The 25,191-nt window shown below is 60.4% G+C and carries 29 protein-coding genes; 18 read left to right on the top strand and 11 right to left on the bottom strand.

Annotation, left to right across the window (positions count from 1 at the left end; translation table 11 throughout):
- The first annotated feature begins 44 nt into the window (after positions 1-44).
- Positions 45-491: a YtoQ family protein gene (locus ACP15S_RS11610; protein WP_425039804.1), complete on the top strand. Its 447-nt coding sequence runs from the start codon at positions 45-47 to the stop codon at positions 489-491.
- Positions 492-562: 71 nt separating this feature from the next.
- Here the strand turns inward: ACP15S_RS11610 and ACP15S_RS11605 are convergent, their stop codons facing one another.
- Complete coding sequence (locus ACP15S_RS11605) at positions 563-1,261, bottom strand: glutathione S-transferase N-terminal domain-containing protein (protein ID WP_425039803.1); 699 nt, start codon at positions 1,259-1,261, stop codon at positions 563-565.
- Between the two features lie 167 nt (positions 1,262-1,428).
- On the opposite strand from ACP15S_RS11605, the gene mscL reads away from it, so the two are divergent.
- The gene (mscL, locus tag ACP15S_RS11600) at positions 1,429-1,857 is read left to right on the top strand and encodes a large conductance mechanosensitive channel protein MscL (RefSeq protein WP_425039802.1); all 429 of its coding nucleotides are present in this window, start codon (positions 1,429-1,431) and stop codon (positions 1,855-1,857) included.
- A 92-nt stretch (positions 1,858-1,949) separates the two neighbouring features.
- Positions 1,950-3,119, top strand: coding sequence for an MFS transporter (locus ACP15S_RS11595; protein ID WP_425039801.1), 1,170 nt, complete (start codon positions 1,950-1,952; stop codon positions 3,117-3,119).
- Here the strand turns inward: ACP15S_RS11595 and ald are convergent.
- Positions 3,112-4,227 (bottom strand): alanine dehydrogenase, encoded by a 1,116-nt coding sequence (gene ald, locus ACP15S_RS11590; protein ID WP_425039800.1) that lies wholly within the window; start codon positions 4,225-4,227, stop codon positions 3,112-3,114. The genes ACP15S_RS11595 and ald overlap by 8 nt on opposite strands.
- 114 nt (positions 4,228-4,341) lie before the next feature.
- Between ald and ACP15S_RS11585 the strand changes: the two genes are divergently transcribed.
- From ACP15S_RS11585 to ACP15S_RS11575, 3 genes are all read left to right on the top strand, one after another.
- Positions 4,342-4,818, top strand: coding sequence for an Lrp/AsnC family transcriptional regulator (locus ACP15S_RS11585; RefSeq protein ID WP_425039799.1), 477 nt, complete (start codon positions 4,342-4,344; stop codon positions 4,816-4,818).
- A gap of 199 nt (positions 4,819-5,017) precedes the next feature.
- The gene (locus ACP15S_RS11580) at positions 5,018-5,764 is read left to right on the top strand and encodes an N-acetyltransferase (protein ID WP_425039798.1); all 747 of its coding nucleotides are present in this window, start codon (positions 5,018-5,020) and stop codon (positions 5,762-5,764) included.
- A gap of 55 nt (positions 5,765-5,819) precedes the next feature.
- Complete coding sequence (locus ACP15S_RS11575; protein WP_425039797.1) at positions 5,820-6,230, top strand: DUF1801 domain-containing protein; 411 nt, start codon at positions 5,820-5,822, stop codon at positions 6,228-6,230.
- 76 nt (positions 6,231-6,306) lie between these two features.
- Here the strand turns inward: ACP15S_RS11575 and rpsU are convergent, their stop codons facing one another.
- A complete protein-coding gene (rpsU, locus tag ACP15S_RS11570) occupies positions 6,307-6,513 on the bottom strand; it encodes a 30S ribosomal protein S21 (RefSeq protein ID WP_007818122.1) in 207 nt (68 codons plus the stop codon).
- A gap of 111 nt (positions 6,514-6,624) precedes the next feature.
- Between rpsU and ACP15S_RS11565 the strand changes: the two genes are divergently transcribed.
- The 3 genes from ACP15S_RS11565 to ACP15S_RS11555 all read left to right on the top strand — a co-directional run bounded on the left by ACP15S_RS11565 (position 6,625) and on the right by ACP15S_RS11555 (position 9,064).
- Positions 6,625-7,311, top strand: coding sequence for a COQ9 family protein (locus ACP15S_RS11565; protein WP_425039796.1), 687 nt, complete (start codon positions 6,625-6,627; stop codon positions 7,309-7,311).
- A gap of 110 nt (positions 7,312-7,421) precedes the next feature.
- Positions 7,422-8,393: an NAD(P)H-quinone oxidoreductase gene (locus ACP15S_RS11560; protein ID WP_425039795.1), complete on the top strand. Its 972-nt coding sequence runs from the start codon at positions 7,422-7,424 to the stop codon at positions 8,391-8,393.
- Positions 8,390-9,064 (top strand): class I SAM-dependent methyltransferase, encoded by a 675-nt coding sequence (locus tag ACP15S_RS11555; RefSeq protein WP_425039794.1) that lies wholly within the window; start codon positions 8,390-8,392, stop codon positions 9,062-9,064. The genes ACP15S_RS11560 and ACP15S_RS11555 overlap by 4 nt, the downstream gene beginning before the upstream one ends.
- On the opposite strand, the gene ACP15S_RS11550 is transcribed toward ACP15S_RS11555, so the two are convergent.
- Entirely contained in the window at positions 9,061-9,693 is a 633-nt protein-coding gene (locus ACP15S_RS11550) for a ribonuclease T2 family protein (RefSeq protein ID WP_425039793.1), read from the bottom strand. The genes ACP15S_RS11555 and ACP15S_RS11550 overlap by 4 nt on opposite strands.
- Before the next feature lie 139 nt (positions 9,694-9,832).
- Here ACP15S_RS11550 and ACP15S_RS11545 point away from each other — a divergent pair, with 139 nt between their 5' ends.
- Complete coding sequence (locus ACP15S_RS11545) at positions 9,833-10,588, top strand: DUF1013 domain-containing protein (RefSeq protein WP_425039792.1); 756 nt, start codon at positions 9,833-9,835, stop codon at positions 10,586-10,588.
- 53 nt (positions 10,589-10,641) lie between these two features.
- Here the strand turns inward: ACP15S_RS11545 and recR are convergent, their stop codons facing one another.
- From recR to ACP15S_RS11520, 5 genes are all read right to left on the bottom strand, one after another.
- Positions 10,642-11,235, bottom strand: a complete 594-nt coding sequence (recR, locus tag ACP15S_RS11540; protein ID WP_425039791.1) for a recombination mediator RecR — start codon at positions 11,233-11,235, stop codon at positions 10,642-10,644.
- A gap of 60 nt (positions 11,236-11,295) precedes the next feature.
- Complete coding sequence (locus ACP15S_RS11535; protein WP_425039790.1) at positions 11,296-11,640, bottom strand: YbaB/EbfC family nucleoid-associated protein; 345 nt, start codon at positions 11,638-11,640, stop codon at positions 11,296-11,298.
- A 17-nt stretch (positions 11,641-11,657) separates the two neighbouring features.
- Complete coding sequence (locus ACP15S_RS11530; protein ID WP_425039789.1) at positions 11,658-12,053, bottom strand: hypothetical protein; 396 nt, start codon at positions 12,051-12,053, stop codon at positions 11,658-11,660.
- Positions 12,050-13,804: a DNA polymerase III subunit gamma/tau gene (locus ACP15S_RS11525; RefSeq protein ID WP_425039788.1), complete on the bottom strand. Its 1,755-nt coding sequence runs from the start codon at positions 13,802-13,804 to the stop codon at positions 12,050-12,052. Before ACP15S_RS11525 ends, ACP15S_RS11530 begins: the two co-directional genes overlap by 4 nt.
- Positions 13,805-13,902: 98 nt before the next feature.
- Positions 13,903-14,886 (bottom strand): sterol desaturase family protein, encoded by a 984-nt coding sequence (locus tag ACP15S_RS11520; RefSeq protein ID WP_425039787.1) that lies wholly within the window; start codon positions 14,884-14,886, stop codon positions 13,903-13,905.
- A 103-nt stretch (positions 14,887-14,989) separates the two neighbouring features.
- On the opposite strand from ACP15S_RS11520, the gene ACP15S_RS11515 reads away from it, so the two are divergent.
- On the top strand, positions 14,990-15,940 hold the full coding sequence (locus ACP15S_RS11515) for a LysR family transcriptional regulator (protein ID WP_425039786.1): 951 nt from the start codon (positions 14,990-14,992) through the stop codon (positions 15,938-15,940).
- A gap of 70 nt (positions 15,941-16,010) precedes the next feature.
- On the opposite strand, the gene ACP15S_RS11510 is transcribed toward ACP15S_RS11515, so the two are convergent.
- Positions 16,011-16,979, bottom strand: coding sequence for a TAXI family TRAP transporter solute-binding subunit (locus tag ACP15S_RS11510; RefSeq protein WP_425039785.1), 969 nt, complete (start codon positions 16,977-16,979; stop codon positions 16,011-16,013).
- Between the two features lie 316 nt (positions 16,980-17,295).
- On the opposite strand from ACP15S_RS11510, the gene ACP15S_RS11505 reads away from it, so the two are divergent.
- From ACP15S_RS11505 to ACP15S_RS11495, 3 genes are all read left to right on the top strand, one after another.
- Positions 17,296-18,618, top strand: coding sequence for an aspartate aminotransferase family protein (locus ACP15S_RS11505; protein WP_425039784.1), 1,323 nt, complete (start codon positions 17,296-17,298; stop codon positions 18,616-18,618).
- 231 nt (positions 18,619-18,849) lie between these two features.
- Complete coding sequence (locus ACP15S_RS11500) at positions 18,850-19,788, top strand: glycosyl transferase family protein (protein ID WP_425039783.1); 939 nt, start codon at positions 18,850-18,852, stop codon at positions 19,786-19,788.
- 212 nt (positions 19,789-20,000) lie between these two features.
- The gene (locus ACP15S_RS11495; RefSeq protein ID WP_425039782.1) at positions 20,001-20,684 is read left to right on the top strand and encodes a DUF1989 domain-containing protein; all 684 of its coding nucleotides are present in this window, start codon (positions 20,001-20,003) and stop codon (positions 20,682-20,684) included.
- A gap of 28 nt (positions 20,685-20,712) precedes the next feature.
- On the opposite strand, the gene ACP15S_RS11490 is transcribed toward ACP15S_RS11495, so the two are convergent.
- Positions 20,713-21,666: a hypothetical protein gene (locus tag ACP15S_RS11490; RefSeq protein WP_425039781.1), complete on the bottom strand. Its 954-nt coding sequence runs from the start codon at positions 21,664-21,666 to the stop codon at positions 20,713-20,715.
- 85 nt (positions 21,667-21,751) lie between these two features.
- Here ACP15S_RS11490 and ACP15S_RS11485 point away from each other — a divergent pair, with 85 nt between their 5' ends.
- The 4 genes from ACP15S_RS11485 to ACP15S_RS11470 all read left to right on the top strand — a co-directional run bounded on the left by ACP15S_RS11485 (position 21,752) and on the right by ACP15S_RS11470 (position 25,171).
- Positions 21,752-22,654, top strand: coding sequence for a LysR family transcriptional regulator (locus ACP15S_RS11485; RefSeq protein ID WP_425039780.1), 903 nt, complete (start codon positions 21,752-21,754; stop codon positions 22,652-22,654).
- A 144-nt stretch (positions 22,655-22,798) separates the two neighbouring features.
- On the top strand, positions 22,799-23,470 hold the full coding sequence (locus tag ACP15S_RS11480; RefSeq protein ID WP_425039779.1) for a cupin domain-containing protein: 672 nt from the start codon (positions 22,799-22,801) through the stop codon (positions 23,468-23,470).
- Positions 23,471-23,527: 57 nt separating this feature from the next.
- Positions 23,528-24,592 (top strand): flavin monoamine oxidase family protein, encoded by a 1,065-nt coding sequence (locus tag ACP15S_RS11475; protein WP_425039778.1) that lies wholly within the window; start codon positions 23,528-23,530, stop codon positions 24,590-24,592.
- A gap of 3 nt (positions 24,593-24,595) precedes the next feature.
- Positions 24,596-25,171, top strand: coding sequence for a TetR/AcrR family transcriptional regulator (locus ACP15S_RS11470; RefSeq protein ID WP_425039777.1), 576 nt, complete (start codon positions 24,596-24,598; stop codon positions 25,169-25,171).
- Positions 25,172-25,191 lie beyond the last annotated feature (20 nt).

Here is a 25,191-nt window from a genome sequence, read left to right as displayed (position 1 = left end):
GGTCCAACGGCGAAAACAAGACCTGTCATTGAAAGGACATGCCCATGCTGCGCGTTTATCTCTCCGGCGAAATCCATACGGACTGGCGAGACCAGATTGTGGAGGGCGCCAAAGATCTCGGCGTCAGCTTCGATGCCCCGGTGACCGATCATGCCGCGTCTGACGATTGCGGCGTGGTCATCCTCGGCGCGGAGGACAATAAGTTCTGGCATGATCGCAAAGGCGCTTTGGTCAATGCGATCCGCACGCGCAAGGGCATTGAAGAGGCGGATGTCGTCGTTGTCCGCTTTGGTGACAAATACAAGCAATGGAATGCCGCTTTCGATGCCGGCTATGCGGCGGCATTGGGCAAATCGCTGATCATTCTGCAACCGCCGGAGCATGACCACGCGCTCAAGGAAGTGGATGCGGCAGCGCAGGCTGTGGCGCGTACCCCACAAGAGGTCGTCGAAATCCTGCGCTACGTGCTCGAAGGCACGCTGCCGGGGTAACCCCCAGGATACGTTGCTTTTTTTCGGGAGGCCGCTGAGATATTCAGCGGCCTCTTTTGCGTTTTGTCGGATCAGTCGCGCGGGGGAGTGACCAGCCCTGTCTGCACGGCATCCCGGGCAAGGAAGCGGTCGAGATAGGCCACAAGGTTCTTGTGATCCTCCCATCCGACGACCTCGCGCGCGCCGTAGTAATCCAGCATGCGCACCCAGGGCGCGATGGCCATATCCGCAATGCTGTAATCCCCCGCGACCCAGTCTTTCCCGTCCATGTGCCGCTCCAACACACCAAACAATCGTTTGACTTCAGTCACGTAGCGCTCTCGTGGGCGCGGATCTTCGATCTCGCGACCGGCAAATTTCAGGAAAAAGCCAAGCTGACCTGTCATCGGGCCGAGGCCGCCCATCTGCCACATCAGCCATTGGCGAACCTCGGCGGTATTGGCCGCGTCTGTCCCGCCGAACTGCCCTGTTTTCTCCGCGAGATAGAGCAGGATTGCCCCGCTCTCAAAAAGACCAATTGGCGTACCGCCCGGCCCGTCTGGATCGATGATGGCGGGGATCTTGTTGTTGGGGTTGAGCGAGAGGAATTCGGGGCTTTTTACATCTGCATCCGACAGCGTGACTTTATGCGCCTCATAGGCCAGCCCCATCTCTTCCAGGGCGATGGACACCTTCACGCCATTCGGCGTCGGGAAGGAATAGAGTTGCAGAACACTGGGGTCTTTCGCAGGCCAGCGTTGCGTGATTGGGAAGGCGTCGAGTTGGGTCATGGCCAAGGCACTTTTCTTTTTTGAGGTCGATGGAGAATAGATAGGAATTTTTCCCTGTTTCGCACTTCCAATTGTTTCGCGAATACGCACAATGACTGTGCGCGCCTGAAAGGTTAACAAAGTGTTAACGCGTGGCGCAGGGATCCAATTCGCAGGGAGAGCGAGCTATGATACAGGAATTTAAAGATTTTATCGCCAAGGGCAATGTCATGGACATGGCCGTTGGCATCATTATTGGTGCGGCGTTCACAGCGATCGTGACATCCCTTGTGGGCGACTTGATCAACCCGATCATCGCGCTCTTTACAGGCGGCATTGATTTCTCCGGCTGGTTCTACTCGCTGGATGGGGAAACCTATGCGTCCCTCGCGGCGGCGCAAGATGCGGGCGCGCCTGTCTTTGCCATCGGGAACTTCATCATGGCCGTGATCAATTTCCTGATCGTGGCATGGGTTGTTTTCATGCTGGTCAAAATGGTCAACCGGGTCAAAGCCGCAGCGGAAGGCCCGGCTGAGGAAGCCGTTGAGGAAGAGGCAGGCCCCACCGAGCTCGATATCCTCATGGAAATCCGCGATCAGCTCAAGGCACAGTCTTAAGCGATTGCACCAAACACTGTCTTGTTTACGGCCCGCTTACTGTGCGGGCCGTTTTCATTTGCGAAATGGTATGTGTCTTGCGACATAGGACCATGCCTGATGTGCGAAATCCTGTCCTGATCCTTGTGGCGCTTTGGTGCGCCGGATTGAGCGCAGGTGGGCAATTTGCCAAGCTTTCTGTCCCCTTTGACGCATTCGCCGCGGCGTATCCGGATGCGGGCCCATACCTGGGGTTCATGGTGTCCATCCTCTCTGCGATGGGGGTGATCTGCGGGTTTTTCGCGGGTATGCTCGTCTCGCGTTTGGGGTATCGAACCCTCTTGTTGGGCGCGCTTTGGCTCGGGGCGGGGCTATCCATCGCCCAGGCAGCTCTGCCCTCCTGGCCTGCTATGATGGCGCTGCGTTTCGTCGAAGGCATTTCGCATCTCATTATCGTTGTCGCCGCGCCAACCCTCATGGCGCAATTGGCGACCGATCAGGCGCGCGGTGCCGTGATGACAATCTGGAGCACGTTTTTTGGCGTTGCGTTTGCCTTGACGGCCTTTCTCGGCATGCCTCTCGTGGTGCGCGAGGGAATTTGGGCCCTGCTGTTGGCCCATGGTGTGTTCACGGCCATCGTGGCCACGCTTCTCACCGTCATGCTCAAACCGCTGCCCAAGACAGCGCGACGGGAGGGCGGCCTGTTACCAGGGCCAATCCTGCGGGCGCATGCCTCAGCTTACCGCTCGCCCTTCCTGTCCGCACCGGCTCTCGGCTGGCTGTGTTATACGCTGACTTATGTCGCCTTGCTGACGGTGTTGCCTGCGCAGTTGCCCGAGAACAGCCGCGATTGGGCCAGCGCAATCATGCCCTTGGCTGGGCTGGGCGTGTCACTGACTTTGGGTATCGTTCTGTTGCGCTGGTTCGACGGTGTGCGCCTGTGCGTTTTGGGTTTCACATTGGCAATTGCCACGGCACTTGTCCTGTCTGCTGCTCCCTCCAGCGCGCTTCTCGCAGTGGCGCTGATGGGCTGTCTTGGCCTTGTGCAATCGGGCAGTTTTGCCGCCATCCCGCAATTGGCGCCGAACCCCGCCGATCAAGCGGAAGCCAATGGCGCCATGGCACAGATGGGCAATCTGGGGAACCTGTTGGGCACGCCGCTCATGCTGTCGCTTGTCGCATGGGCCGGCGCGCGTGCGATCTTCGTTGGGCTTGTGTTCGCCTATGGGGCCGGGTTGGGCCTGCATCTGCTACAGGCCCACCGCCGCCGCCGCGCTACTTGATGACGATTTGCGGCGAGACGACATCAATCCCCAGAGCTTTGCCCACGGCGTAATAGGTCAGTTTGCCGGCATGCACGTTCAAGCCGTTGAGCAGATGCGGATCATCGGCACATGCCTGCTTCCAACCTTTGTCTGCCAGCGCCAGCATGAAGGGCATCGTTGCATTGCTGAGCGCCATTGTGGAGGTGCGCGCAACGGCACCCGGCATATTGGCGACGCAGTAATGCATGATCCCGTCGACCTCATAGATCGGGTCTTGATGGGTTGTGGGCCTGGACGTCTCGAAACATCCGCCCTGGTCGATGGCGACGTCGACGAGCGCAGCGCCGGATTTCATCTGGCCCAGTTGTTCTTTTGAGATCAGCTTGGGCGCAGCGGCGCCCGGGATCAGAACCGCGCCGACCACCATGTCCATCTCCGGGAGAAGCTCGGCGATGGCGCCTGCGTCGGAATATTGCGTGGTCAAGCGCCCCATGAAGACATCGTCGAGATACGACAATCGCGGCACGGAGCGGTCCAGCACTGTAACATTCGCCCCCATGCCCACGGCCACGCGCGCGGCAGCGGTGCCGACCACGCCGCCGCCGATGATGGCGACATTTGCAGGGCGCACGCCGGGCACGCCACCCAGCAGAACGCCGCGCCCCCCATTGGCCTTTTGCAAGGTCCAGGCGCCTGTTTGTGGCGCCAGCCGCCCGGCCACTTCCGACATCGGCGCAAGGAGCGGCAGGCCGCCCGCGGCATCCGTCACGGTCTCATAGGCAATCGCCGTGCAACCGCTTTCCAGCAGATCGCGGGTCTGATCGGGGTCCGGGGCGAGGTGCAAATAGGTAAAGAGCAACTGGCCTTCCCGTAGCATCTTGCGTTCGGCCGCCTGTGGTTCCTTGACCTTGACGATCATATCAGCCTGGGCAAAGACCTCCTCGGCGCTCTCAACGATCTGGGCGCCCGCATCGGCGTAGGTGGCATCGTCAAAACCCGCACCTATGCCCGCAGAACTCTCAATGATGACCTCGTGTCCGTGGGCAATTGCCTCGCGGGCGGCATTGGGCGTCAGGCCAACGCGGAATTCCTGGGGTTTAATCTCTTTTGGGCACCCTATAAGCATCGCGCAACTCCTCCACTTGCTGCATTGAGTTTTGCGCGCTTTGCGAAGAGATTTCTTGAGTTATTGCCTGTGGATCGGGCATCTTTGCGAAGAATCTTCGAAAGACTATCTGCAATGAGCAAGAATGTTCCCTTACATCTGGATCCTACGGATCGTCGTATACTTATGGTTCTGCAAAAGCAGGGCCGGATGTCGAATGCCGAATTGTCCGAACGCGTGAACCTGTCGCCGTCTGCCTGCCACCGCCGGGTGCAGCGGCTCGAAAGCGACGGGCTGATCAAGAATTATGTCGCGATGCTGGATGCTCGGAAAATGGGTCTGCCGACGACCGTGTTTGTCGAGATCACGTTGTCGGGCCAATCTGACGAAATTTTGGAGGCCTTCGAGAAGGCCGTGGCCCGCATCCCCAACGTGCTGGAATGCCATCTGATGGCGGGAACGGCCGATTACATTCTGAAATGCGTGGCAGAGGATACCGAGGATTTCGCCCGGATCCACCGCCAATACCTCACGCGCCTGCCCGGTGTGACGCAGATGCAATCGAGCTTCGCGCTGCGTACGGTGTTCAAGACCACGGCCTTGCCCGTCTGATCCCGAATGTTGCCAGCTTGCGCGCCGAAATCGATCTCGGTGTTGGTGCCAAGGCCCCGGCCAAGGCTCCGTCAGATTTGGATTTGATCTTACACAGTCGTCTGTGCAATTTGCGGTTGAGTGGCGGAGGCATGCTGAGGTGAGAGAAGAGTTTTTCGGCAGTGACGACCAGCGGGCGGTCTTGCGACGTGGCAGAGCGATGTCTGACCTGCTCGCACTTGATCCGCGCTACAGCTACTATGGCCGAACCGTTGGGCTCGTCTCCCCCTCAGATGGCGGGATCGACCAATTGGCGGCGCTCACGCGGGTGCAGGGCAATTCCAACTACGCAGCCGTGTCGCTCAACGAGACAACGCATATCAAATGCGCCCTTGAGACGCGTGGGCTGACCCCGCTCGTTTACCGAAAATGGGAAGGGACGTCCCATGCCGTGGCCATGGCCCGCACCATCGTTGGCAAGACCCCGTTGCCGGGCGATCTCTCTTTGCTCCGGGTGGATGCATCAACGCCGGACAAGACACTGGCCTCACTTGCGCAGATGGCGCTGACATGCGGCGTGCTGCCCTCCTGCGGAGAAGCCTTGCGGGGCATGATCAAGCAAGCGGTCTGTGTCGCGGCGGTGGAGGAAAGTGGCCGGGTGGTCTCTTGCGCGGCGGCCTCTGCCTTCGCCCATGCCAAACATGCATCTCTGGCCGATCAGGCGTGGTGGGGGATGCTGGCCACGGCAAAGTCCCATCGCGGCCAGCGCCTGTCGCTGATCCTTGGCGCGCATGCATTGCTGGATATGGAGGCGCGCTTCGGCTTCCGCAGTTTCATGACAGGGGTCGAACCGGGCAATCTCGCCTCGGAAACGGTCTGCACGCGCATGGGGCTGGAGCCGGGCGCCTACAACATCATTGGATGTGCCGATCCCGCCTCGCTAAGCTCGGGCCGGATGACGAAATAACCCGGAGCGTTCGAAAGGTGCTAAGGTGATCTGACCGACAGGGAAGGGCCGGATCATGGCACAAACACCGCAGCCGCCAGCAATGGTGGCCGATGTCTTCGCGCAGATCGAGACACCGTACCGAGATGTCCTCATGGACACACGCAAGCTCATCTTTGATGTGGCCGCGTCTGATCCCAGAATCGGCGCTCTGGAAGAGACGCTGCGATGGGGCGAGCCGGCCTATGTCACCACGCGCAAAAAGACGGGCAGCACGATCAGGCTCGGGGTGGCGAAGGCCAGCGGCACGCCTGCGCTCTTTTTCAACTGCCAAACCAGGATTGTGGAGGAGATGCGCGTGCGTTTTGGCACAGAGCTCACGTATGAGAAGAACCGTGCGATCCTGCTGGATGAGAAAGGTCTGGCCGCGCCTGACGCGCTTGGCATCGCAATTGCCGCGGCGTTGACCTACCATTTGCGCGGCTAGGGTTGCATGTCGCGGGCCCTAAAAACAGAAAAGCCCCGCAGATGCGAGGCTCCTCCTTCAGACATTCAGAATGCTCTTAGAGCAATCCTTCACGCTGTGCTTTCTTCCGTGCCAGCTTGCGAGCCCGGCGAATGGCCTCGGCCTTTTCGCGCGCTTTTTTCTCGGACGGTTTCTCGAAATGCTGCCGAAGCTTCATTTCGCGGAAAACGCCTTCACGCTGCAGCTTTTTCTTCAGGGCACGAAGCGCCTGATCCACGTTGTTATCGCGAACACTAACCTGCATGTGGTTTTCACCACCTTTCTAGTTTGAAGTTGCAAGGATTTGCAGGAGGTGGCCGTATAGCAAAGCCTCCCTATCTTGTCTAGTCTAGTGACCAGCAACGAGGATACCCCAATGACCCAGCCTGATCCCAAAGCCAAGCTTCTTGATGCCGCCCTCCCGCACGTCCCTTTTGATGGCTGGTCTGAGGCGACATTCAAGGCGGCTGTTGACGACAGTGGCATTGACCCGACCGTGGCCAAGGCTGTGTGTCCGCGCGGCGCTGTGGATCTGGCTGTGGCGTTTCACATGCGCGGGGACAAGGCGCTGGCGCGACAATTGCGCGGCGCTGAGCTGACGGAAATGAAGTTCAGAGACCGCGTCGCGCAGGCTGTGCGCTGGCGTCTGGAAGCCATTGAGGACAAGGAAGTCGTGCGTCGTGGCACAACGCTTTTCGCGCTGCCGCAATACGCCGGCGACGGTGCGAAGCTGGTGTGGAATACGGCGGATGTGATCTGGGATGGCCTGGGCGATACGTCCTCGGATTACAATTGGTACACCAAGCGGGCCACGCTCTCGGGGGTCTATGCTGCGACGGTCCTGTTCTGGCTGGGCGACGATTCTGCTGATCATCAGGCGACATGGGCCTTTCTGGATCGCCGGATCGACAATGTCATGCAGATCGAGGGCATGAAGGCCCAAGTGCGCAAGAACCCTGTCCTGTCCAAGCTCATGGCGGGGCCGGAGATGATCCTGTCGCGGATCAAGGCACCGGCGCGCATGCCTGATGCGGATCTGCCCGGTATGTGGCGCGGCGAATAGGGGCAACGCCTCCTTCCTTGTTTTCCGGGCCTTTGGACGCCAAGCGTCACTCCTGCTGGTCTTCCCTCGTATCGCATGGTTGACTGTGCGGGAAGAACAAGGAGAGCTCGATGCGCGCAATTGAAATCACTGAGCCGGGTGGGCCGCAGGTCTTGCAAATGACGGATCGTCCGCGTCCGGAGCCCAGGGCCGATGAAGTTGTCATCAAGATTGCCTATGCCGGGGTTAACCGCCCGGACGCGCTGCAACGGGCAGGGCTCTATGCGCCGCCACCCACTGCATCGGATCTGCCCGGTTTGGAAGCGGCGGGCGAGATTGTGGCCGTAGGCGGCGGTGTCACGGATTGGTCTGTGGGCGATGAGGTTTGCGCGCTTTTGCCCGGAGGCGGATATGCCGAATTCGCGGCCACCCCAGCCGCGCATTGCCTGCCGGTCCCGGCGGGCATGGGGCTCAAAGAGGCGGCCTGTCTTCCCGAGACGTTCTTCACGGTCTGGTCCAATGTGTTCATGCGCGGAAATTTGCAGGCCGGGGAGCGTTTTTTGGTCCATGGTGGCTCGTCCGGGATTGGAACCACAGCGATTCAGCTGGCCCATGCCAAGGGCGCGCGTGTCTTCACCACGGCGGGGTCTGACGCGAAATGTGCGGCCTGTCTGGAGCTTGGCGCAGAGCGGGCGATCAATTACCGGGAGGAGGACTTCGTCGAGGTCATGAAGTCCGAAGGGGGCGCCAACCTCATCCTCGACATGGTCGGTGGAGAATACATCGCGCGCAACCTGAAGTCTTTGGCCATGGAAGGGCGGCTGGTTCAGATCGCGTTTCTGCAAGGCCCCAAGACGGAGATCAACTTTGCGCCTTTGATGATGCGACGGCTCACGATCACCGGATCTACATTGCGCCCGCAATCGGATGAGGCCAAGGCCGAGATCGCGCGACAGCTGCGCCGTGACGTCTGGCCGCTCCTGAGCGCGGGCACCGTGGGCCCTGTCATGGACAGCGAGTTTGACCTGGCCGAGGCAGCAGCGGCGCATACGCGCATGGAAAGCTCAGGGCATATCGGCAAGATTGTTCTGAGGGTTGCATGAGTGACGGCGCGCAGGACACCACGCCCCTGACGCTTCTGCGCGATTGGGCTGTTCAGGACAGTTTCGAGACGTTTCGAGACCACATGACCGGCGCGATGCTGTTCCCGCGCAAGGCCTCTTTGCGCAAATGGGCCTGTTTGCAGGCCCAGTCACAATTCGGCGGCACGGGGCTCTATGCCGAGTTTGGCGTCTGGCGCGGCCATGGGGTCAATCTCTTCGGGAAATTGTTGAAGAAGGAAGACGTCACAATCTGGGGCTTTGACAGTTTTGAGGGTCTGGAAGAAGACTGGACCGGTCAGAGCAAGGGCGCGCAGGCGGGGCGTTTCAATCTTGATGGTGTCTTGCCCGATGTGCGCAGCAATGTGCAGCTTGTGAAAGGGTGGGTGCAAGACAGCGTGCCGCAGTGGTTGGACAGCTGCCCGGACATGGCGGCAAGTTTCCTGCATTTTGATCTTGATACATACACGCCCACCCGGTTTGTTTTGGAGGCGGTCCGGGCGCGATTGGTGCCGGGCACAATCCTGCTCTTTGACGAGCTCTATGGATATCCCGGCTGGCGGCGCCACGAATACCGGGCCCTGACAGAGACATTGCCGGAGGACAGCTACGATTTCATCGCGTTTTCGGAGCAAGCCGTGGCACTTCGGATGACGCGCGCTTTGGATGCCTAACGGATCGGGTCAAAGAGCGCGTCACGGGCGCGGCAATCGCGGATGACATCCGATCCGCAGGGCACTGGTGTCAGGGATTTCGACAGACAGATGCGGGCCTCCTGAATGCGGCCGTCCCGGCATGTGATCGTGATCATATCGGGCTCCAGCGATGGATTGGCCTCCAGAAAGGCCTCCTCGACAACCTTGGCGGGCAGTTTGACAGGGTCTTTCAGGCGGCGAAAAACAGGCGGCCGGGTCACGCTCTCATAGGCTTCGCGCGAGAGATCGAAATAGGCCCGGGCAGACAGACCAGCGCAGACCCCATGTTTGCGCCATTGATGCCAGGCAAGGCCGGAGGATCCCATGATATCGACCATCTCGCCTGTCATGCCGCGCGAGGGCGCGCGCTCTGACGTGGGGCAATAAGAGGGCCAGCCCTTGTGAAACTGCGGCCAGAGACCATGCAGCGTCCAGCCGTAATCGAACCTGTCTTCGCATTGCTCGGCCTCGCGCGCATCTCCTTCGATGGCACACCAGCTGGGCGACCAACTCAGGCTGAGCACGTAGTAATCAAACACGCCGGATTTCTCGCCGCGTGCGGCGGCAAGGGCAGGCAGGCACAGCAACAGAAAGATCAGAACTCGCATTGGGGCTTTCCTTGAACGTCTTGCGCTACTATATACGCGCCAAGTTCCCCGACAACGGTAACCCGCCCCGGACATTCCGCGGCCGCTCCGGCGAAAGCCAGAGCAGGAGAGACCTTTGTCTGACGCATAGGAGAAAGAGATGACTGGCAAACCGATTATGGCCAAGGCGACAGCTGTCTGGCTCGTGGATAACACAACGCTGACGTTCAAGCAGGTTGCCGATTTTACCGGTATGCATGAGCTGGAAGTCCAGGGCATTGCTGACGGGGATGTGGCGGCAGGCGTCAAAGGGTTTGACCCGATTGCCAACAATCAGCTCACGCAGGATGAGATCACGGCGGGCGAGAAAAACCCGCTCCACAAGCTCAAGCTGAAGTTCAACCCTGCTGCCGTTGGCGAGGAAAAGCGCCGGGGCCCGCGCTACACGCCGCTCTCCAAACGTCAGGACCGTCCGGCATCGATCCTTTGGCTTGTAAAGTTTCACCCGGAATTGTCTGACGGGCAGATCTCGAAACTTGTGGGGACGACAAAGCCAACGATCCAGGCGATCCGCGAGCGGACTCATTGGAACATTGCAAACATTCAACCGATTGATCCCGTGGCGCTTGGGCTTTGCAAACAATCCGAACTGGACGCAGCGGTCCAGAAAGCGGCGGCCAAGAAAGCTGCGGATGGCGAAGCGATGTCCGATGACGAGCGTCGCAAACTGTTGTCGACAGAGCAATCGCTCGAAGCACCTGCCGAGCCGCGCATTCCATCGGCCATCGAGGGGCTTGAGACCTTCACCCTTGGCGACAGTGCCGACGACGAGAAGGAAGACGAGCGCGATTACGTGGATGCGGATAGCTTCTTCAATCTTCCTGACACGGATGATGAAGACACCGAACAGCCGTGATCACATACGTATCCTGAAACGAGGCGCCGCTCCCCGGGGGGCGGCGTTTTGCTTTAGAGGCTTTTGCGCGCAGACAAGGCGGCGGAGATTGTCCCGTCATCGAGGTAATCCAGCTCGCCGCCAATCGGCACGCCTTGCGCCAGCGACGTGAGCGATACGGACGGCCCCAGTACATCGGCGATGTAATGCGCTGTAGTCTGGCCGTCGATTGTGGCGTTGAGGGCCAGAATGACCTCGGTGACGTCCTCGGCGGAGATCCTGTCTTTGAGGCGTGGAATGGCGAGATCTTCCGGGCCGATCCCATCGAGGGCAGAGAGCGTGCCACCCAGCACATGATAGCGGCCCCGGAACGCGCCCGTACGCTCCATGGCCCAAAGATCAGACACGTCCTCGACGACGCAAATCTGCCCGTTCGCGCGTTTCTCGCTGTTGCAGATATCGCAGATATCGCTGGTTCCGATATTGCCGCAATTGAGACATTCCCGCGCGGTTGCCGCGACATGAGTCATGAGATCAGCCAGCGGCGTCATCTGTAGCGCACGCTTTCGGATGAGGTGCAGCACGGCGCGGCGCGCAGAACGCGGCCCAAGTCCCGGCATTTTCGCCATCAGCTCGATCAGCGCTTCAATGTCCTTGGTCGAGCTCATGGGCGGGCCTTGGGATAAGCGTATTTTTGGCCAGAAGAAACGGGCAAGGCAGAAGCCCGATCAGAAGGGCATCTTCATGCCGGGGGGCAGGCCCAGACCTTCGGTCAGCTTGCCCATCTCTTCGGCGGATTTGTCCGAGGCTTTTTGCTGGGCATCTTTGATGGCCGCGAGGATCAGGTCTTCGACGACTTCCTTGTCATCGCCGTTGAAGATCGACGGATCGATATCGAGCGCCGTAAGCTCCCCTTTGGCCGTTGCCGTGGCTTTCACAAGGCCCGCGCCGCTTTCGCCCACAACCGTCATGATCTCGAGCTGCTCTTGCATCTCGGCCATTTTGGTTTGCATCTCCTGGGCTTTTTTCATCATCCCGGCCATATCGCCGAGTTGGCCTAGTCCTTTGAACATGGGTGTCTCCCTAGAGGTCAGAGCCGCGGTTCGCGGCGCATGGTGTAATAGACTGCTGCTGCACATATCGCAGTGGACAGGCCAATGAACAAGGTAGGCTGCGCGATACAGCCTTCGATTATGGCCTGTTGCTGGATGCCGGTGGGGTCTGGCGCGATCAGAGCGTAGACGAAAAAGGCCCAGAGCACGCTCACAATCGTGACGCCAAGAGCGTGGCGGAACAGGACGGCCACCACCAGCGCGGCGGACAGAAAGAGACCCATCGGCGATGAAAAGAGGCCGATGGCCTCAGAGAGCATCGTGGCTGGTGTGCCGTCCCAGCCGGGACGTTCTTTGTCGCAGACCTCGGCCCGCAGCACAGTCGGAAGCCCTGCAACCGCAAGTGTCGTGCATGCCAAAATGCGGGCGCTCATTCTTCGAACGGGTCCCATTCGTCTTCAACTTCGGGAAGCGCGTCGAGGCTGGCATCCTGCGCGAGATCTTCTGCGGTGCGAATGTCTGTGATGCGGGCTTTTGGAAAGGCGGCAAAGGCGGCTTGCACGAGGGGATGTGCATTGGCCTCTTCTTCGCGCTTGAGCTTGTCGGCGTCGCGTAGCTCGACGATCGTGGGCGCTGTGCACTCATTGACCAGCGTGACGGCCCAGCGATTACCGGTCCAGTTCTGCAAGGCGCCACCAAGGCGCTGCGCCAGATCGCGGGGCGCTGTATCGGTTGGGGTAAACTCGATGCGACCGGGCTGGTAGGCCGCCAGACGGACACCGGCTTCGACCTCCACAAGCAACTTGATATCGCGCCGCGCGCGGATCAGTTCGATGACATGCTCAAAACTTGGAAACCGCGCGAGCGCTTGATCTTGCGCCACGGCCAGCGCCGTCGTGCCGGACTGAGAGGTTGGGCCGGAGGGGGCTGGATGGGTTGGCGCAGGCGCCCCGCGGGCCTGTGTCATGCTGCCTTGGGCGTGCGGTGACGGTGCGCCACCGCCCGAGGGTGGCGGCGGCACGGGTGCATCCCCCAGTTTGCGAATGAGTTCTTCAGGCGAGGGCAGTTCGGCCACATGGGTCAACCGGATGATGGCCATCTCGGCGGCCATCATCGCATTGGGCGCAGCGCTCACTTCTTCAATCGCTTTCAGCAACATCTGCCACATCCGGCTCATGGCGCGCATGGGCAGCGTGGCGGCCATGCTCTGACCGCGCGCGCGTTCATCTGGCGCAATTGTCGGGTCTTCCGCAGCCTCAGGTGTGATCTTTACAACCGAGACCCAATGAGTGATCTCCGCCAGATCGCGCAGAACGGCCATAGGGTCGGCCCCGGAGGCATATTGCGCCGAAAGCTCGGCGAGCGCGCCTGCCGCATCGCCCTTCATGATCAGATCAAACAGATCAAGCACGCGCCCGCGATCGGCGAGCCCGAGCATGGCGCGGACCTGATCCGCCGTTGTTTCGCCGGCACCGTGCGAAATGGCCTGATCGAGAAGCGATTGGGCATCCCGGGCGGAGCCCTCAGCCGCACGTGTGATCAAAGCCAGAGCTTCGTCTGTAATCTGTGCGCCTTCGGCCGTTGCGATCCTGCGCAGCATGCCGATCATGTCCTCGGGCTCAATCCGGCGCAGATCAAACCGCTGGCAGCGGGAAAGCACCGTCACCGGCACTTTGCGGATCTCGGTTGTGGCAAAGATGAATTTCACATGGGCGGGCGGCTCTTCCAAAGTCTTCAACAACGCGTTGAACGCGGAGTTGGAGAGCATGTGCACCTCGTCGATGATATAGATCTTGTAGCGCGCGGAAGCCGGCGCATACATGACGCTGTCGAGCACATTGGTGCGAATATCGTCGATCTTGGTCTGGCTCGCGCCGTCCATCTCCAGCACGTCCACATGACGGCCTTCCATAATGGCCGTGCAATGCTCGCATTGCCCGCAGGGATCGGTCGTGGGCCCGCTGGTCCCATCGGGTCCGATGCAGTTCATCCCCTTGGCAATGATCCGCGCGGTGGTGGTTTTGCCGGTGCCGCGGATGCCTGTCATCATGAAGGCCTGGGCGATGCGGGAGGTCTCGAAGGCGTTTTTGAGCGTGCGGACCATCGCATCCTGACCGACGAGATCGGCGAAGGTTTCGGGCCGGTATTTTCGGGCCAGAACGCGATAGGCGGGGGTATCGGACATGAAGATTCCTTGGGCTCGAAACGGCTGAGCCTCAATCTAGTAGGCCGTGCCCCTGCCGTCCATCCCTGCGCCGTGGCTCCCCGGGGTGTTCTTTGTGCTCAGCTTCCGTTGGTGAACCGTTTGCGCCGTTCCCTGATCTTGGCGTCGGATGCGGCCGTCCCGTCATGGAAAGAGCCGAACCACTTGTCCCAGGGCAATTCCAGCGAGCCATAGTTACACTCAAAATAGCGATGGTGCATCTGGTGGTGAAACGTCCCCAGTTTGAGGCGGTTCTTGTCTTTGACGACGAGGCCTTCAAAGCCGGTATGGGTCGTGGCGGCGGTCAGCGCGTAATATTGCAGGTGGAAGAGGATATGGATCGGATGGGCCGCGACGATGAAATGCACGAGGACGGAGCCCAGAAAGATCACATGTTCTACAGGATGCATTGCGAGGCCGGACCAGGGGCCCACATTGATGTTGCGGTGATGCAGCGCATGCACGTGTTTGTAGAGAAACGGGACGTGGAGAAGGCGGTGTATCCAATAGAAATAGAAGCTTTCCCAAATTGGGATGAGCACGAAGAGCGCGATGAACCAGATCGGATTGGCCGCCCAGGTCAGCATCGGCGCATATCCATTGGCCATCGCCCAGAACATCAACACCTCGAACCCGGTCCAGACCGTGACACCGCTGGCGATGGTCCAGAAAATATTGTCCCGGATCTGGCCACCCAGGGTAAACTGACGCCCGTTTTTCATGAGCGGGCGCGGGTCGTATTTCAGGGTCTGGCCCTGCTTGGTGAAGGTGTAGAAATAAAGATGCAGCCCGCCCGCGACGACGCTCATCAAAATGACATTGCGCAGGAACATCTCGGCGATCCAACCGAAAGCGAGCGTTTTGGTTTCCTCAAGCGGCGGCTGGAACCAGTAAAACGTGAGGCAGGCGATGCCTGCGATAATCAGCCGCTCAGTGATGAAAAACCACGATCCCCACAACCAGCCCAGCATCTTCAGGGGGCGAGGCGGCCATTGAAAAAACGGCGAGACTTGCAGCGGCACGTCCGGCGTATGGTGCCAGCCTTTGAGCGGAGTATTGGACATGGGCGCCTCCCGGTGATGCGACAGGACTGCAATTTCGCATAGCCAGCTTCAAAGGAAAAAGAGTATTATTGGCGAAGTAAACGCTGATTTTCCGAGGTAAGGCATGGCGATCACGCTCAAGGCCATGGAATATTTCACAACCGCGCTGCGCCACGGCAGCATCACCAAAGCCGCCAGTGAGCTCAATATTGCGGCCTCTGCTGTGGCCATCGCCATCGATCAGGTTGAAGTGGAATTTGGGCTCAAGCTGGTCACGCGCCAGCGGGCCCGCGGCATACAGGCCAATGCCAGTGGTCGTGAAATCGCGCGGAAATGCACGGCTCTGCTCGAGGAGTACCGATCCCTTCTGGCAGAAGGCGCGGCCTTGGGCAGCTCCCTCTCTGGAACGCTGCGGATTGGATATTATGCGCCGATTGCGCCGGCGTTCCTGCCTTCTGTCCTTGAGGCTTGTCTCCCCTCGGATGCGGGTGTGACGCTGCATCTGGAGGAATGCGATAATGATCAGGCGCAGGATGGGCTGCTTGGGGGGACGTTCGACGTGGTCCTCTTTGTGGCTAAGGACGTCCGCCCTGCCATTGCATATGATGTTCTGATAACCGCGCCGCCCTACTGCCTGATGCCCGCGGATCATCCGCTGGCGGAGAAGGCATCCGTGTCCATGGCGCAGATCGCATCCGAGCCTTTGATCGTTTTGAACCGCCCCGTGGCCACCAGCTATTACGAGGCGCTGATCTCCGAGGATGCCGAGCAAGGCCGGGTCGTGGCCTATGCCAATTCAACCGAGATGGTGCGCAGCCTTGTGGCCGCTGGTCGGGGCTGTGCGATCCTCAACATGAAACCCCTGACAGCACAGAGCTATAGCGGGGCGGATGTCGTCGCGCGTCCGATTTCGGATGACGTGCCCGCGCTCACACTGGCCATCGGATATGACAAGCACGCGCCCCGCAGGCTGGTGCGGGTCTTTGTCGAGGCGTGCCGGGCGCATTTCGCTGCGTCTGGTGAGGCGCAATGCATCGTGACGATGGAGGCGGGGGGCCCGTCGTCCCAAAACTGAGACCAAAGCCCTCCCAAAAAAAGAGCGCCGGAAACCGGCGCTCTTTCCAAATGGCGAAGATCCTTGGATCTTAGTTCATCAGGCCCAGCTCTTTATAGGCTTTCATGGCGCCGTCATGCAGCGGCGCGGAGAGACCGTCCTTGACCATCTGTGCGGGATCAAGATTGGCAAACGCCGGGTGCAGCGCGCGGAAATCGTCGATGTTTTCCATCACGGATTTCGCGACAACATAGACAACCTCTTCCGGCACACTTGCGGATGTCACGAAGGTCGCGCCCACACCGAATGTCGTGGTGTCGCCGTCTGTGCCTTTGTACATGCCGCCCGGAATGGTCGCGACGCGGTAGAACGGATTGTCCGCCACAAGTTTCTCAATCGGCTCACCCGTCACGGAGACAAGACGCGCGTCACATGTTGTGGTTGCTTCCTTGATCGCAGCGGCGGGGTGACCGATGGTGTAGATCATCGCGTCAATATTGCCATCGCAGAGTTGCTTGGCCATTTCGGAACCTTTGTATTCCGTGGCCAGCGCCAGATCGTTCATGCCAATGCCAAAGGCATCCATCACGACTTCCATCGTCGCGCGCTGACCGGAACCGGGGTTGCCGACATTGACGCGCTTGCCTTTGATGTCCGCGAAGCCTTCGATGCCGCTGTCACCGCGCACGATGAGCGTGAACGGCTCGGGGTGGACGGACATGACCGCGCGGATATCCGGAAACGCGGCATCGCCTTCAAATTTCGACGTACCGTTGTAGGCGTGATATTGCCAGTCGGACTGGGCCACACCAAATTCGAGCTCGCCCGCTTTGATTGTGTTGATGTTGTAAACGGATCCACCTGTCGACTCGACAGCGCAGCGGATGCCGTGCTCCTTGCGCGACTTGTTCACGAGGCGGCAAATCGCGCCACCCGTGGGATAGTAAACGCCTGTGACGCCGCCGGTCCCGATGGAGATGAACTCCTGTGCGGAGGCCATTGTGCCGAGGCTGAGTACGCCGATAAGCGCGGCGCCGCCAATTTTGAGTTTAGAAAACATGAATGTATCTCCCTGATTACAGCATGTTAGAGCCCCGGTGAACTCCGGGTGCTTGGTCGTCTTCCTCCCCGTTTCAGGGGCGCGGAGCGATACGCCGGACATTGTCCGCTACGTATCAGGCAAGCACGTTGTCAGAGCGGCATTGGTGATGCGGCCCCGGCCCTGCGCTTTACTCTGTGCAACACGATAATGGGTTATCCCCCGGGTGCAAGGGGGCGCTGCATCTGCCGATTGCCAAGGCCGTCGTCCCATCGCATTGTCATGGCGCAAGGCGTTTGCGGCGCATCAGGTCGTCACGCCATGAGGGAGCCGTCCGATGAGCCATGTCTTTCCACGCAACTCCAAAGCGCCACCGCCGCTTGTCTCGCGCGGGGAGGGCGTTCATCTCTTTGATAAAGCGGGCAAGGCCTATCTGAATTGCGGAGATGCGGCGGTGTCCTGTCTCGGCCATGGCGATCCGCATGTGACGGAGGCGATCACAAGGCAATTGCAGGATGTGGCCTTCGCCCATACCGGCTTCTTCACATCCGAGCCCGCCGAAGCGCTGGCGGACAAACTGGTTGCGCTAGGGCCAGATGGGTTGGAGCGGGTCTACTTCGTCTCCGGCGGGTCCGAGGCGATGGAAGCCGCGCTCAAACTGGCGCGGCAGTATTTCGTGGAAATCGGTCAGCCCGAGCGACACAGGATCATTGCGCGCAAACAGAGTTATCACGGCAATACCCTTGGCGCTTTGGCCACAGGTGGAAACGCCTGGCGCCGCGCGCCTTTCTCGCCCTTGTTGATGGATGTGAGCCATGTCTCGCCCTGCTACGCCTATCGCGGCAAGCAGGACGGGGAGAGCGATGCAGATTACGTTGCGCGCCTGATTGCCGAGCTTGAGGATGAAATCCAGCGCCTTGGGGCTGAGACGATCATGGCGTTTGTGGCTGAGCCGGTCGTCGGTGCGACATTGGGCGCGGTCCCTGCTGTGGGCGATTATTTCCGCCGTGTGCGCGAGATCTGTGACGCCCATGGTATCCTGTTGATCCTCGATGAGGTCATGTGCGGCATGGGCCGCACGGGGACGCTCTTTGCGTGCACGCAAGACGGAGTTTCGCCCGATATTTGCGCAATCGCCAAGGGGCTGGGCGCAGGTTATCAGCCGATCGGGGCCATGATGTGCAGCGCGCATATCCATGATACCATTGCCCAAGGCTCCGGGTTCTTCCAACATGGCCATACCTATCTTGGCCACCCCGTGGCCTGTGCGGCGGCTTTGGCCGTGCTGGAGCGGCTGGTGGACCAAGATGTGCTGAGCAATGTCACGCCTGCGGGCAAAAAGCTGCATGACGCCTTGTCTGCGCGTCTGTCCCAGCATCCCCATGTTGGCGATATTCGCGGCGTCGGATTATTCCGCGCCGTGGAGATCGTGCAGGACCGTGCCCACAAAACGCCGTTTGCGCCTTCGGAAAAGGTGCACGCCAAACTCAAGGCTGCTGCTTTTGAAGAGGGTCTGATCTGTTATCCCATGGGCGGTACTCTGGACGGCCAGCGCGGCGATCACGTGTTGCTGGCCCCGCCGTTCATCATCAATGAGGCTCAAATCTCGGAGGTGGCTGACAAGCTGGACAGGGCTGTCCGAAGGGTCGTCGGGGCGTGACGCCACTTGATCCACAGCATGCCAGCCTGCGGCTGATGAACCCGATTGGGGTTCCATTCTTTGCGCGCATATTGAGGTTGGGCTAGGTTCAATCCTGAAAACGGTGAATAGCGGGAGGGCTACAACCGTGGAAAACATAGGTGAAGAACCGCGCGCGGGCATGGCTAGCGGCGGTTGTCAGTTGGACATCGCGGGGCAGATTTCTGCGACGCGCGCAAAAGGGGCCGCGCAATGAGCCTGGGAGAACACGTGCGCACATTGGGGCGCGGGCCCGGGCGATCCCGTTCACTGACACGGGAAGAGGCCGCGGATGCGATGCACCTCATGCTGCGCCGAGAGACAGCGCCAGAGGCGACAGGGGCGCTCTTGATGTTGTTGCGCATGAAAGGCGAGACGGCCGATGAAATCGCCGGATTTGCGGAAGCTGCGCAACAGGACATGTTGCAGCTGCCGCAGGTGGATCTCGATTGGCCCAGCTACGCTGCCGGGCGGACGCGGGGGGCGCCTTGGTTCCTGCGGGCCGCCAAACTCGTCGCGCAGGCGGGTCACAGGGTGATGCTGCATGGCTGGAATGGCGCGGACCCCAAAGTCCGAGCCGGATTGACGCAAGTGGGGATTGGCGTCGCCCAGACGCCGCAGATGGCCGAGACATATCTGGCACGTGACAACATCGTCTACCTACCCTTGGAGAACATGCATCCCGAGCTCTTTCGGCTGCTGTGTCTGCGCGATGTGCTGCACCTGCGCTCCTGTGTGAACACGGTGTGCCGCATGTTGAACCCCGGCGCTGCGTCCGCCAGTGTGCAGGGTGTTTTTCATCCCTCGTACAGATTGTTGCAGGCGGATGCCGGTGCCATCCTCGGCTGGCGCAGTCTCAGCGTCATCAAAGGGGGCGGTGGGGAGTTCGAACGTCATCCAGCCAAGAAAATCGCGGCCTTTGGTCTGCGCAATGGTCAGACCTGGGAGGACCAGTTTGCGCCCTTGCGCGATGACACGCGGCGATTGTCGGAGCCTGCAGCCGAACTGGGCTCCCTGCAGGATCCCTCCGAGTTCGAGCGTGATGTCATTCTGGGAACCCTCGCGCTCGCGCTGGAGACATTGGGCGACCCCGACAGCATGCAGACCGCCCGGGATCTCTGGACAACCTTGGGCGCATCGCAGGCGGCGTAGCAGGAAGAGTTGATCGAGCCATCTGCAACATCGCTTACTTTAGATGACGGCGCGGTGTGCAAGCTGTGCTGATGCTGTGCACTGTCCGGTGACTGCAGCGCGCCGGATGTGACCGTGCTGTCGTGATTCAGGTGTCCCGCGACGTGCTATAGGCTTAGGCGACGCGTCTTGAAATTCGCGCACCAGCGGCGTTTGAACAAGGAGAGCCACACGTGCAATCGCCAGATAGTGCAGTGCCAGACGGCACAAACCGCAGCCTTGAACTGGCGATCTCCGCAGATGGCACGCCCGAGCCAGACCGGGTCTACACAATCGATGCGCGCTGCGGCATCGCCGTGCGCCTGCGAAAAGGGCAGGTGCTCCGGGTGATCAATCCAAGCGGCCATCAGGTCTGTGATTTCTGGGCGTTTTGCGCGGAGAATCTGGGCGAGCACCTTTCCATGGCCCATGTGCACACCTCTTTGGGCTCGATCTTCCCGAAGGTGGGCGATGCGCTCGTGACCAATCTGCGTAAACCACTGCTGGAGATCATCGAAGATACCTCTCCGGGGGTGCATGATACCATCGTGGCCTGCTGCGACCATGCGCGGTACCGCGAATTGGGATGCGAGGGATATCACGACAATTGCGCGGACAATCTGCGCATGGCCATGTCCGTCATTGGATTGCGCGCGCCGCGCGTGCCTGCGCCGTTTAACATCTGGATGAACGTGCCTATCGCGCCGGATGGCGGGACTCGCTTCGCGCCGCCTGTATCCAGGCCCGGGGATGTCATCCGTATGCGCACGTTGAGCGATGCGATTGCGGTGATGTCCGCGTGTCCCCAAGATATGACGGAGGTCAACGGAGACGGCGTGGCGCCCGGTATTTTGCAGTTTGTCGTAGAAGACGCCTAGGCAAAGCGGCGCTGCGGTTGTGACAGGCTCACAAACCCGTGTCATAGCTGCTCAAACGGAAGCTTTCAGGCTTCGCCAATCCCGCCATGGCCGCGAACACATCGTTCCAGTTCTGTGCTTGGCTGTTCAGCGTTTCCATATCCGGGCGCGTGGTCCAGTAGTTCACGCACAGCCATGTCCCATCAGCGCCCTGGCCAACGGTGCGGTAAAGCAATGTGTCATTTTGATTCATCTTCTCTGTGACGGTCTCAAAGAAGGCCCTTACCTCGCCGGGATCAGCGCCCTCCGCTTGCTCAAACAGGACAATTTCAACATGGCGGGGCACGCGTAGATCGTCAGCCCCAACTTTTTGCGTCATACCGCCTGAGGCGCGTTTGAGAGGCATCTGCAACGCCGTGGGCCTGTTGCCCGGCTGCGCAAGAGGCTGGCCATCGACCGGACGCGCACCAAAGTAGAGATGACCGGCAGAGACATGCAGCACTTCAAACTCGGTCGTGGGCGCATTCGGCGCAACACCCATGACGCTGCATCCCGTTTGAAATATGTCCTGCTCGACGCCAACAGCCCAGTTCTCAGCGCCGCAGGTGCCGGTCTCTGCGCTTGCCAGAAACTCGGCAAAACCAGGCAAGCGGGGCGTCACGCGCAGGTAGTCATCAATGATGAGGTCGATCTGGCGCGCACCTGCCGCAACTGTGGAGGGCCCCTGATCGACCACTGCGCCACCGAACTTGAGCTCAACCAGAGGCGTGGTGCAGGCGGCATCTGCAAAGGTCGTGAAATGCGCGTCAATCCGGCCTTGCGCAAACTGGATCATGCGCGTCAGATACCACGGCGCGACACCATCCTGACCGGCTTGGGGACGCAGTTCACAGGCGATGCTGCGCCATGTTCCGGTCAGATCGATGTCAGCGTCTTGAGCGACAGCGGGAGATGTGGCTGCAGTGAAAGCTGCGACAAGCAGGCTTTTGCTGTGATGTGTCATGCTGGTTCCTCCAAATGATACGTGAAGCCAGACTGCCCGCAGGCTGCATATGCATCAAATTGATGATTATGATACATCCATGCACATGAATGATGTTAGCCTGTCCAACCTCGATCTGAACTTGCTCACAGCGCTTGAAGCTTTGCTGACGCATGCGTCCGTGTCACAGGCTGCGGCGTCGGTCGGGCGGACGCAGTCGGCTATGTCTCATTCTCTGGCGCGGTTGCGGGATCACTTTGGCGATCCGATCCTCGTGCTTGATGGTCGCATCATGCGTCTGACGCCCCGGGCGGAGCGATTGCAGCCCTTGGTTCTCGAGGCGGCGGCGGCGATGCGCGCCGTTTTCGCGCAGGAAGACAGGTTTGATCCAGCTGCAAGCCAGCGCAAGATCAAGATCGCCGCTCCAGATCTGTGCGCGCCGCTTTTGTCGGGCTGGATTGGTGCGGTTGCCCGCAAAGCGCCTTCGGCGGCGGTTGAGTTTGTTGACGTTGCATCAGTGCGTCAGGCGGTGGTGACGTCTCAGGCGGATGTCGGGCTGGCGTTTGGCCATCCAAAGCCTGACGCCAATCTTGAGATCGTCCCGTTAACGCCGCTGGCATGGTGTAGTTTCGCTCCGGCAGCCCATCCTTTTGCCAAGCATCCTTCGGGATCCACCTGGGCAGGTGCGGCGCATGTGATTGTTGGCACCACAGGGGCAGATGAAGGCCCTGTTGCACGGGCAAGTCGCGCGCAGGGATTGCATCGCGATGTCAGATGCCACGCTCCGAACTTCAGCGCAGCGCTGGTCCTTGCCGCGAGCAGCAATGCCCTTTTCACGACACTCAGGGAACCATTTGCAGGTCTGGCGGAGCAGTTAGGCCTTGTGGCATGCCCGCCGCCGTTCGAAATCGACCCGGCGCCTCTGTCGCTCATATTGCGCAAGTCCTATGGCGACCGGTTCCATCTTTGGCTCCGGCAGCTCAGCCTTGAAGCGCTGTCCGTGACCTAGGAGCTTTGTCGTAGTCAAACGTGCCGACTCTCATTGACAAGACTGCCTACTAGTAGGTAGTTGAAATTCAAACGCTGCGCGCGCTTGGCTATTCAGGCAGGTGCTGGGCCCTGCACTTGGCCCTCGAAACGGGAAGGAACGCCTATGGAACTCAACGCGGACTTCTCCCAGCGGGTGGTCATTCATTCTGAGGACCTGGAATGGCAAGCCTCTCCCATGCCGGGGGTCGAGCGGCGCATGCTGGATCGGATTGGCGGCGAGGTGGCGCGGGCCACGACCATTGTGCGCTATGCGCTCGGCTCTCAGTTTTCCGCGCATACTCATACCGGAGGGGAAGAATTCATCGTCCTTGAGGGTGTGTTTCAGGATGAGCATGGCGATTACCCGGAAGGCACCTATGTGCGCAATCCGCCCACGAGCCAGCACACGCCTGGTTCTGAGCCGGGGTGCACGATTTTCGTGAAGCTCTGGCAATTTGATCTGAACGACAGGACACAATTCCGCAAAACCATGGGCGGCGCCTTGGGCGCACGCGTGGACGGATGCGCCACGGAGATTCTGCATGAGGATGCGCGCGAAACAGTGACGTATTCCGAGCTGGAAGCAGGCGCCAGGCTGACAAACCCGGGCCTTGGCGGGACGGAGCTGTTGGTCATGGGAGGCACGCTTGAAGAAGGCGAGGATGTTCTCGCAACAGGCGCGTGGCTGCGTTTGCCCGACGCCATGCCGTTGGCGGCGGTCGCGGGCCCGGGCGGTGCGCGCGTCTGGATGAAAACTGGCCATTTGCCTTTCGCCACTGCGCCTGCCGCAGGATGAGCGGCCAGACTATGCGCCGTTTGAGCGGTTTGGATCGCGAGTGAGCGAGGGGTGAGCATGCGCACGGAAACCCTGATCCTCGGCGCCGGTCTCTCTGGCCTTTCGCTTGCGGTGGATCTCTCGGAACGGGGGCGCGCCTGTCATGTCCTTGAGGCGCGAGACAGGATTGGTGGGCGTATCCTGACGACGGGGGCGGGGGATGGCGCTTTCGACATGGGGCCAGCGTGGTTTTGGGGCGGGCAACCGCGCTTGGCTGCGAGGTTGGAGCGGCTAAACTTGCGCCAGTTTGAGCAATATGCCTCAGGCGCGCTGAGTTTTGAAGACGAGCATGGCCATGTCGAGCGCGTTGGGGGGATGTCGTCGATGGAGGGCGCCTTGCGGATCGAGGGAGGTGCGGCGCGGCTCACGGAGGCGCTGGCCGCGCGCCTTCCCGCAGGCGCTTTGACGCTCTCTGCACATGTGACGTCGATTGCACGGCATGCGCACGGCATTCGCGCGGAAACGTCGTCTGGTCTGGTGGTGGAAGCGGAGCAGGTGGTTCTTGCGATGCCTCCCAGACTGGCGGCGGAGATAAGCTATACACCGGCATTGCCGGACGAGACGGACCACAGCATGCGCGCTGTCCCTACTTGGATGGCCGGTCAGGCCAAAGTCGTCGCGGTCTACCCGCGGGCCTTCTGGCGAGTCGCTGGCCTGTCGGGTGATGCGATGAGCCGCCGTGGCCCGATGGTTGAGATCCATGACGCATCGGCGCATGACGAGTCATACGCGGCCTTGTTCGGATTTGTGGGCCTGCCACCGCAAAGCCGCGGCGCGATAGACACGCTGGAGGAGCTCTGTATCGCGCAATTGGTCTCGCTCTTTGGCGCGCAAGCCGCACATCCGACGGCTGTCTATGCAAAGGACTGGGCCGCCGATCCGTTCACGGCCACCCCGCAAGACCGCCAGCCGCTCTTCGCGCATCCCCGCTACGGTCTGCCAGAGACGATGGAAAATCTCTGGGACAACCGTTTGGTATTCGCGGGCACAGAGGTCGCACCTGTTTTCGGCGGATATCTGGAAGGCGCATTGGAAGCCGCAGAAGCCGCGCTCGCGGTTCTTGAGCGAGATAGGGCCGCCTGACCGATGACACAGAACACCCGGACCGCTCTTTTGGATAATGCCGAGATATTGGTGCGCCAGCGTGGCTTTGATGGCTTCAGCTATGCGGATCTGGCGGCGGCCATCGGCATTCGCAAGGCCTCGATCCACTATCACTTCCCGACCAAGGCGGCGTTGTCCCTTGCTCTGATGGAGCGGTATCACGCTGGCATGGAGGCCACATGCGCCACAATCGATGCGCATGAAAACCGGGCGTCTGACAGGTTGCTATCGCTCATCGCACATTACCGCGACGCACTGAGCACAGGCGGGCTGGTTTGCTTGTGCGTGTCTTTGTCCGCAAGTCCCGCGAGCCTGTCCACAGCTGTCCTCGATAGTATCGTGGCCTTTCGCGAGATGGTGCTCGCATGGCTGCGCAAAACCTATGCGCTGGCGCTTGAAGACGGATCAATCCGCGATGCGTCAGATGTCTCGCAGGAGGCCCATGCGACGCTTGCGATGTTGGAAGGCGCGCATTTGGCAGCACGTGTGACGTCTGATCCCGCCGCGTTCGATCACTCGGTGGCGATTCTCAAGATGCGTTGCTGCACGCCGGACTGAGCCATCGCGATTGGCCGCAA

The sequence above is a fragment of the Primorskyibacter sp. S187A genome (assembly GCF_049800955.1).
In the GTDB taxonomy this organism is placed as follows: domain Bacteria; phylum Pseudomonadota; class Alphaproteobacteria; order Rhodobacterales; family Rhodobacteraceae; genus JAKVBH01.
Note: the sequence above shows the minus strand (reverse complement) of the source record. Positions and strands in the feature narration are given on the sequence as shown.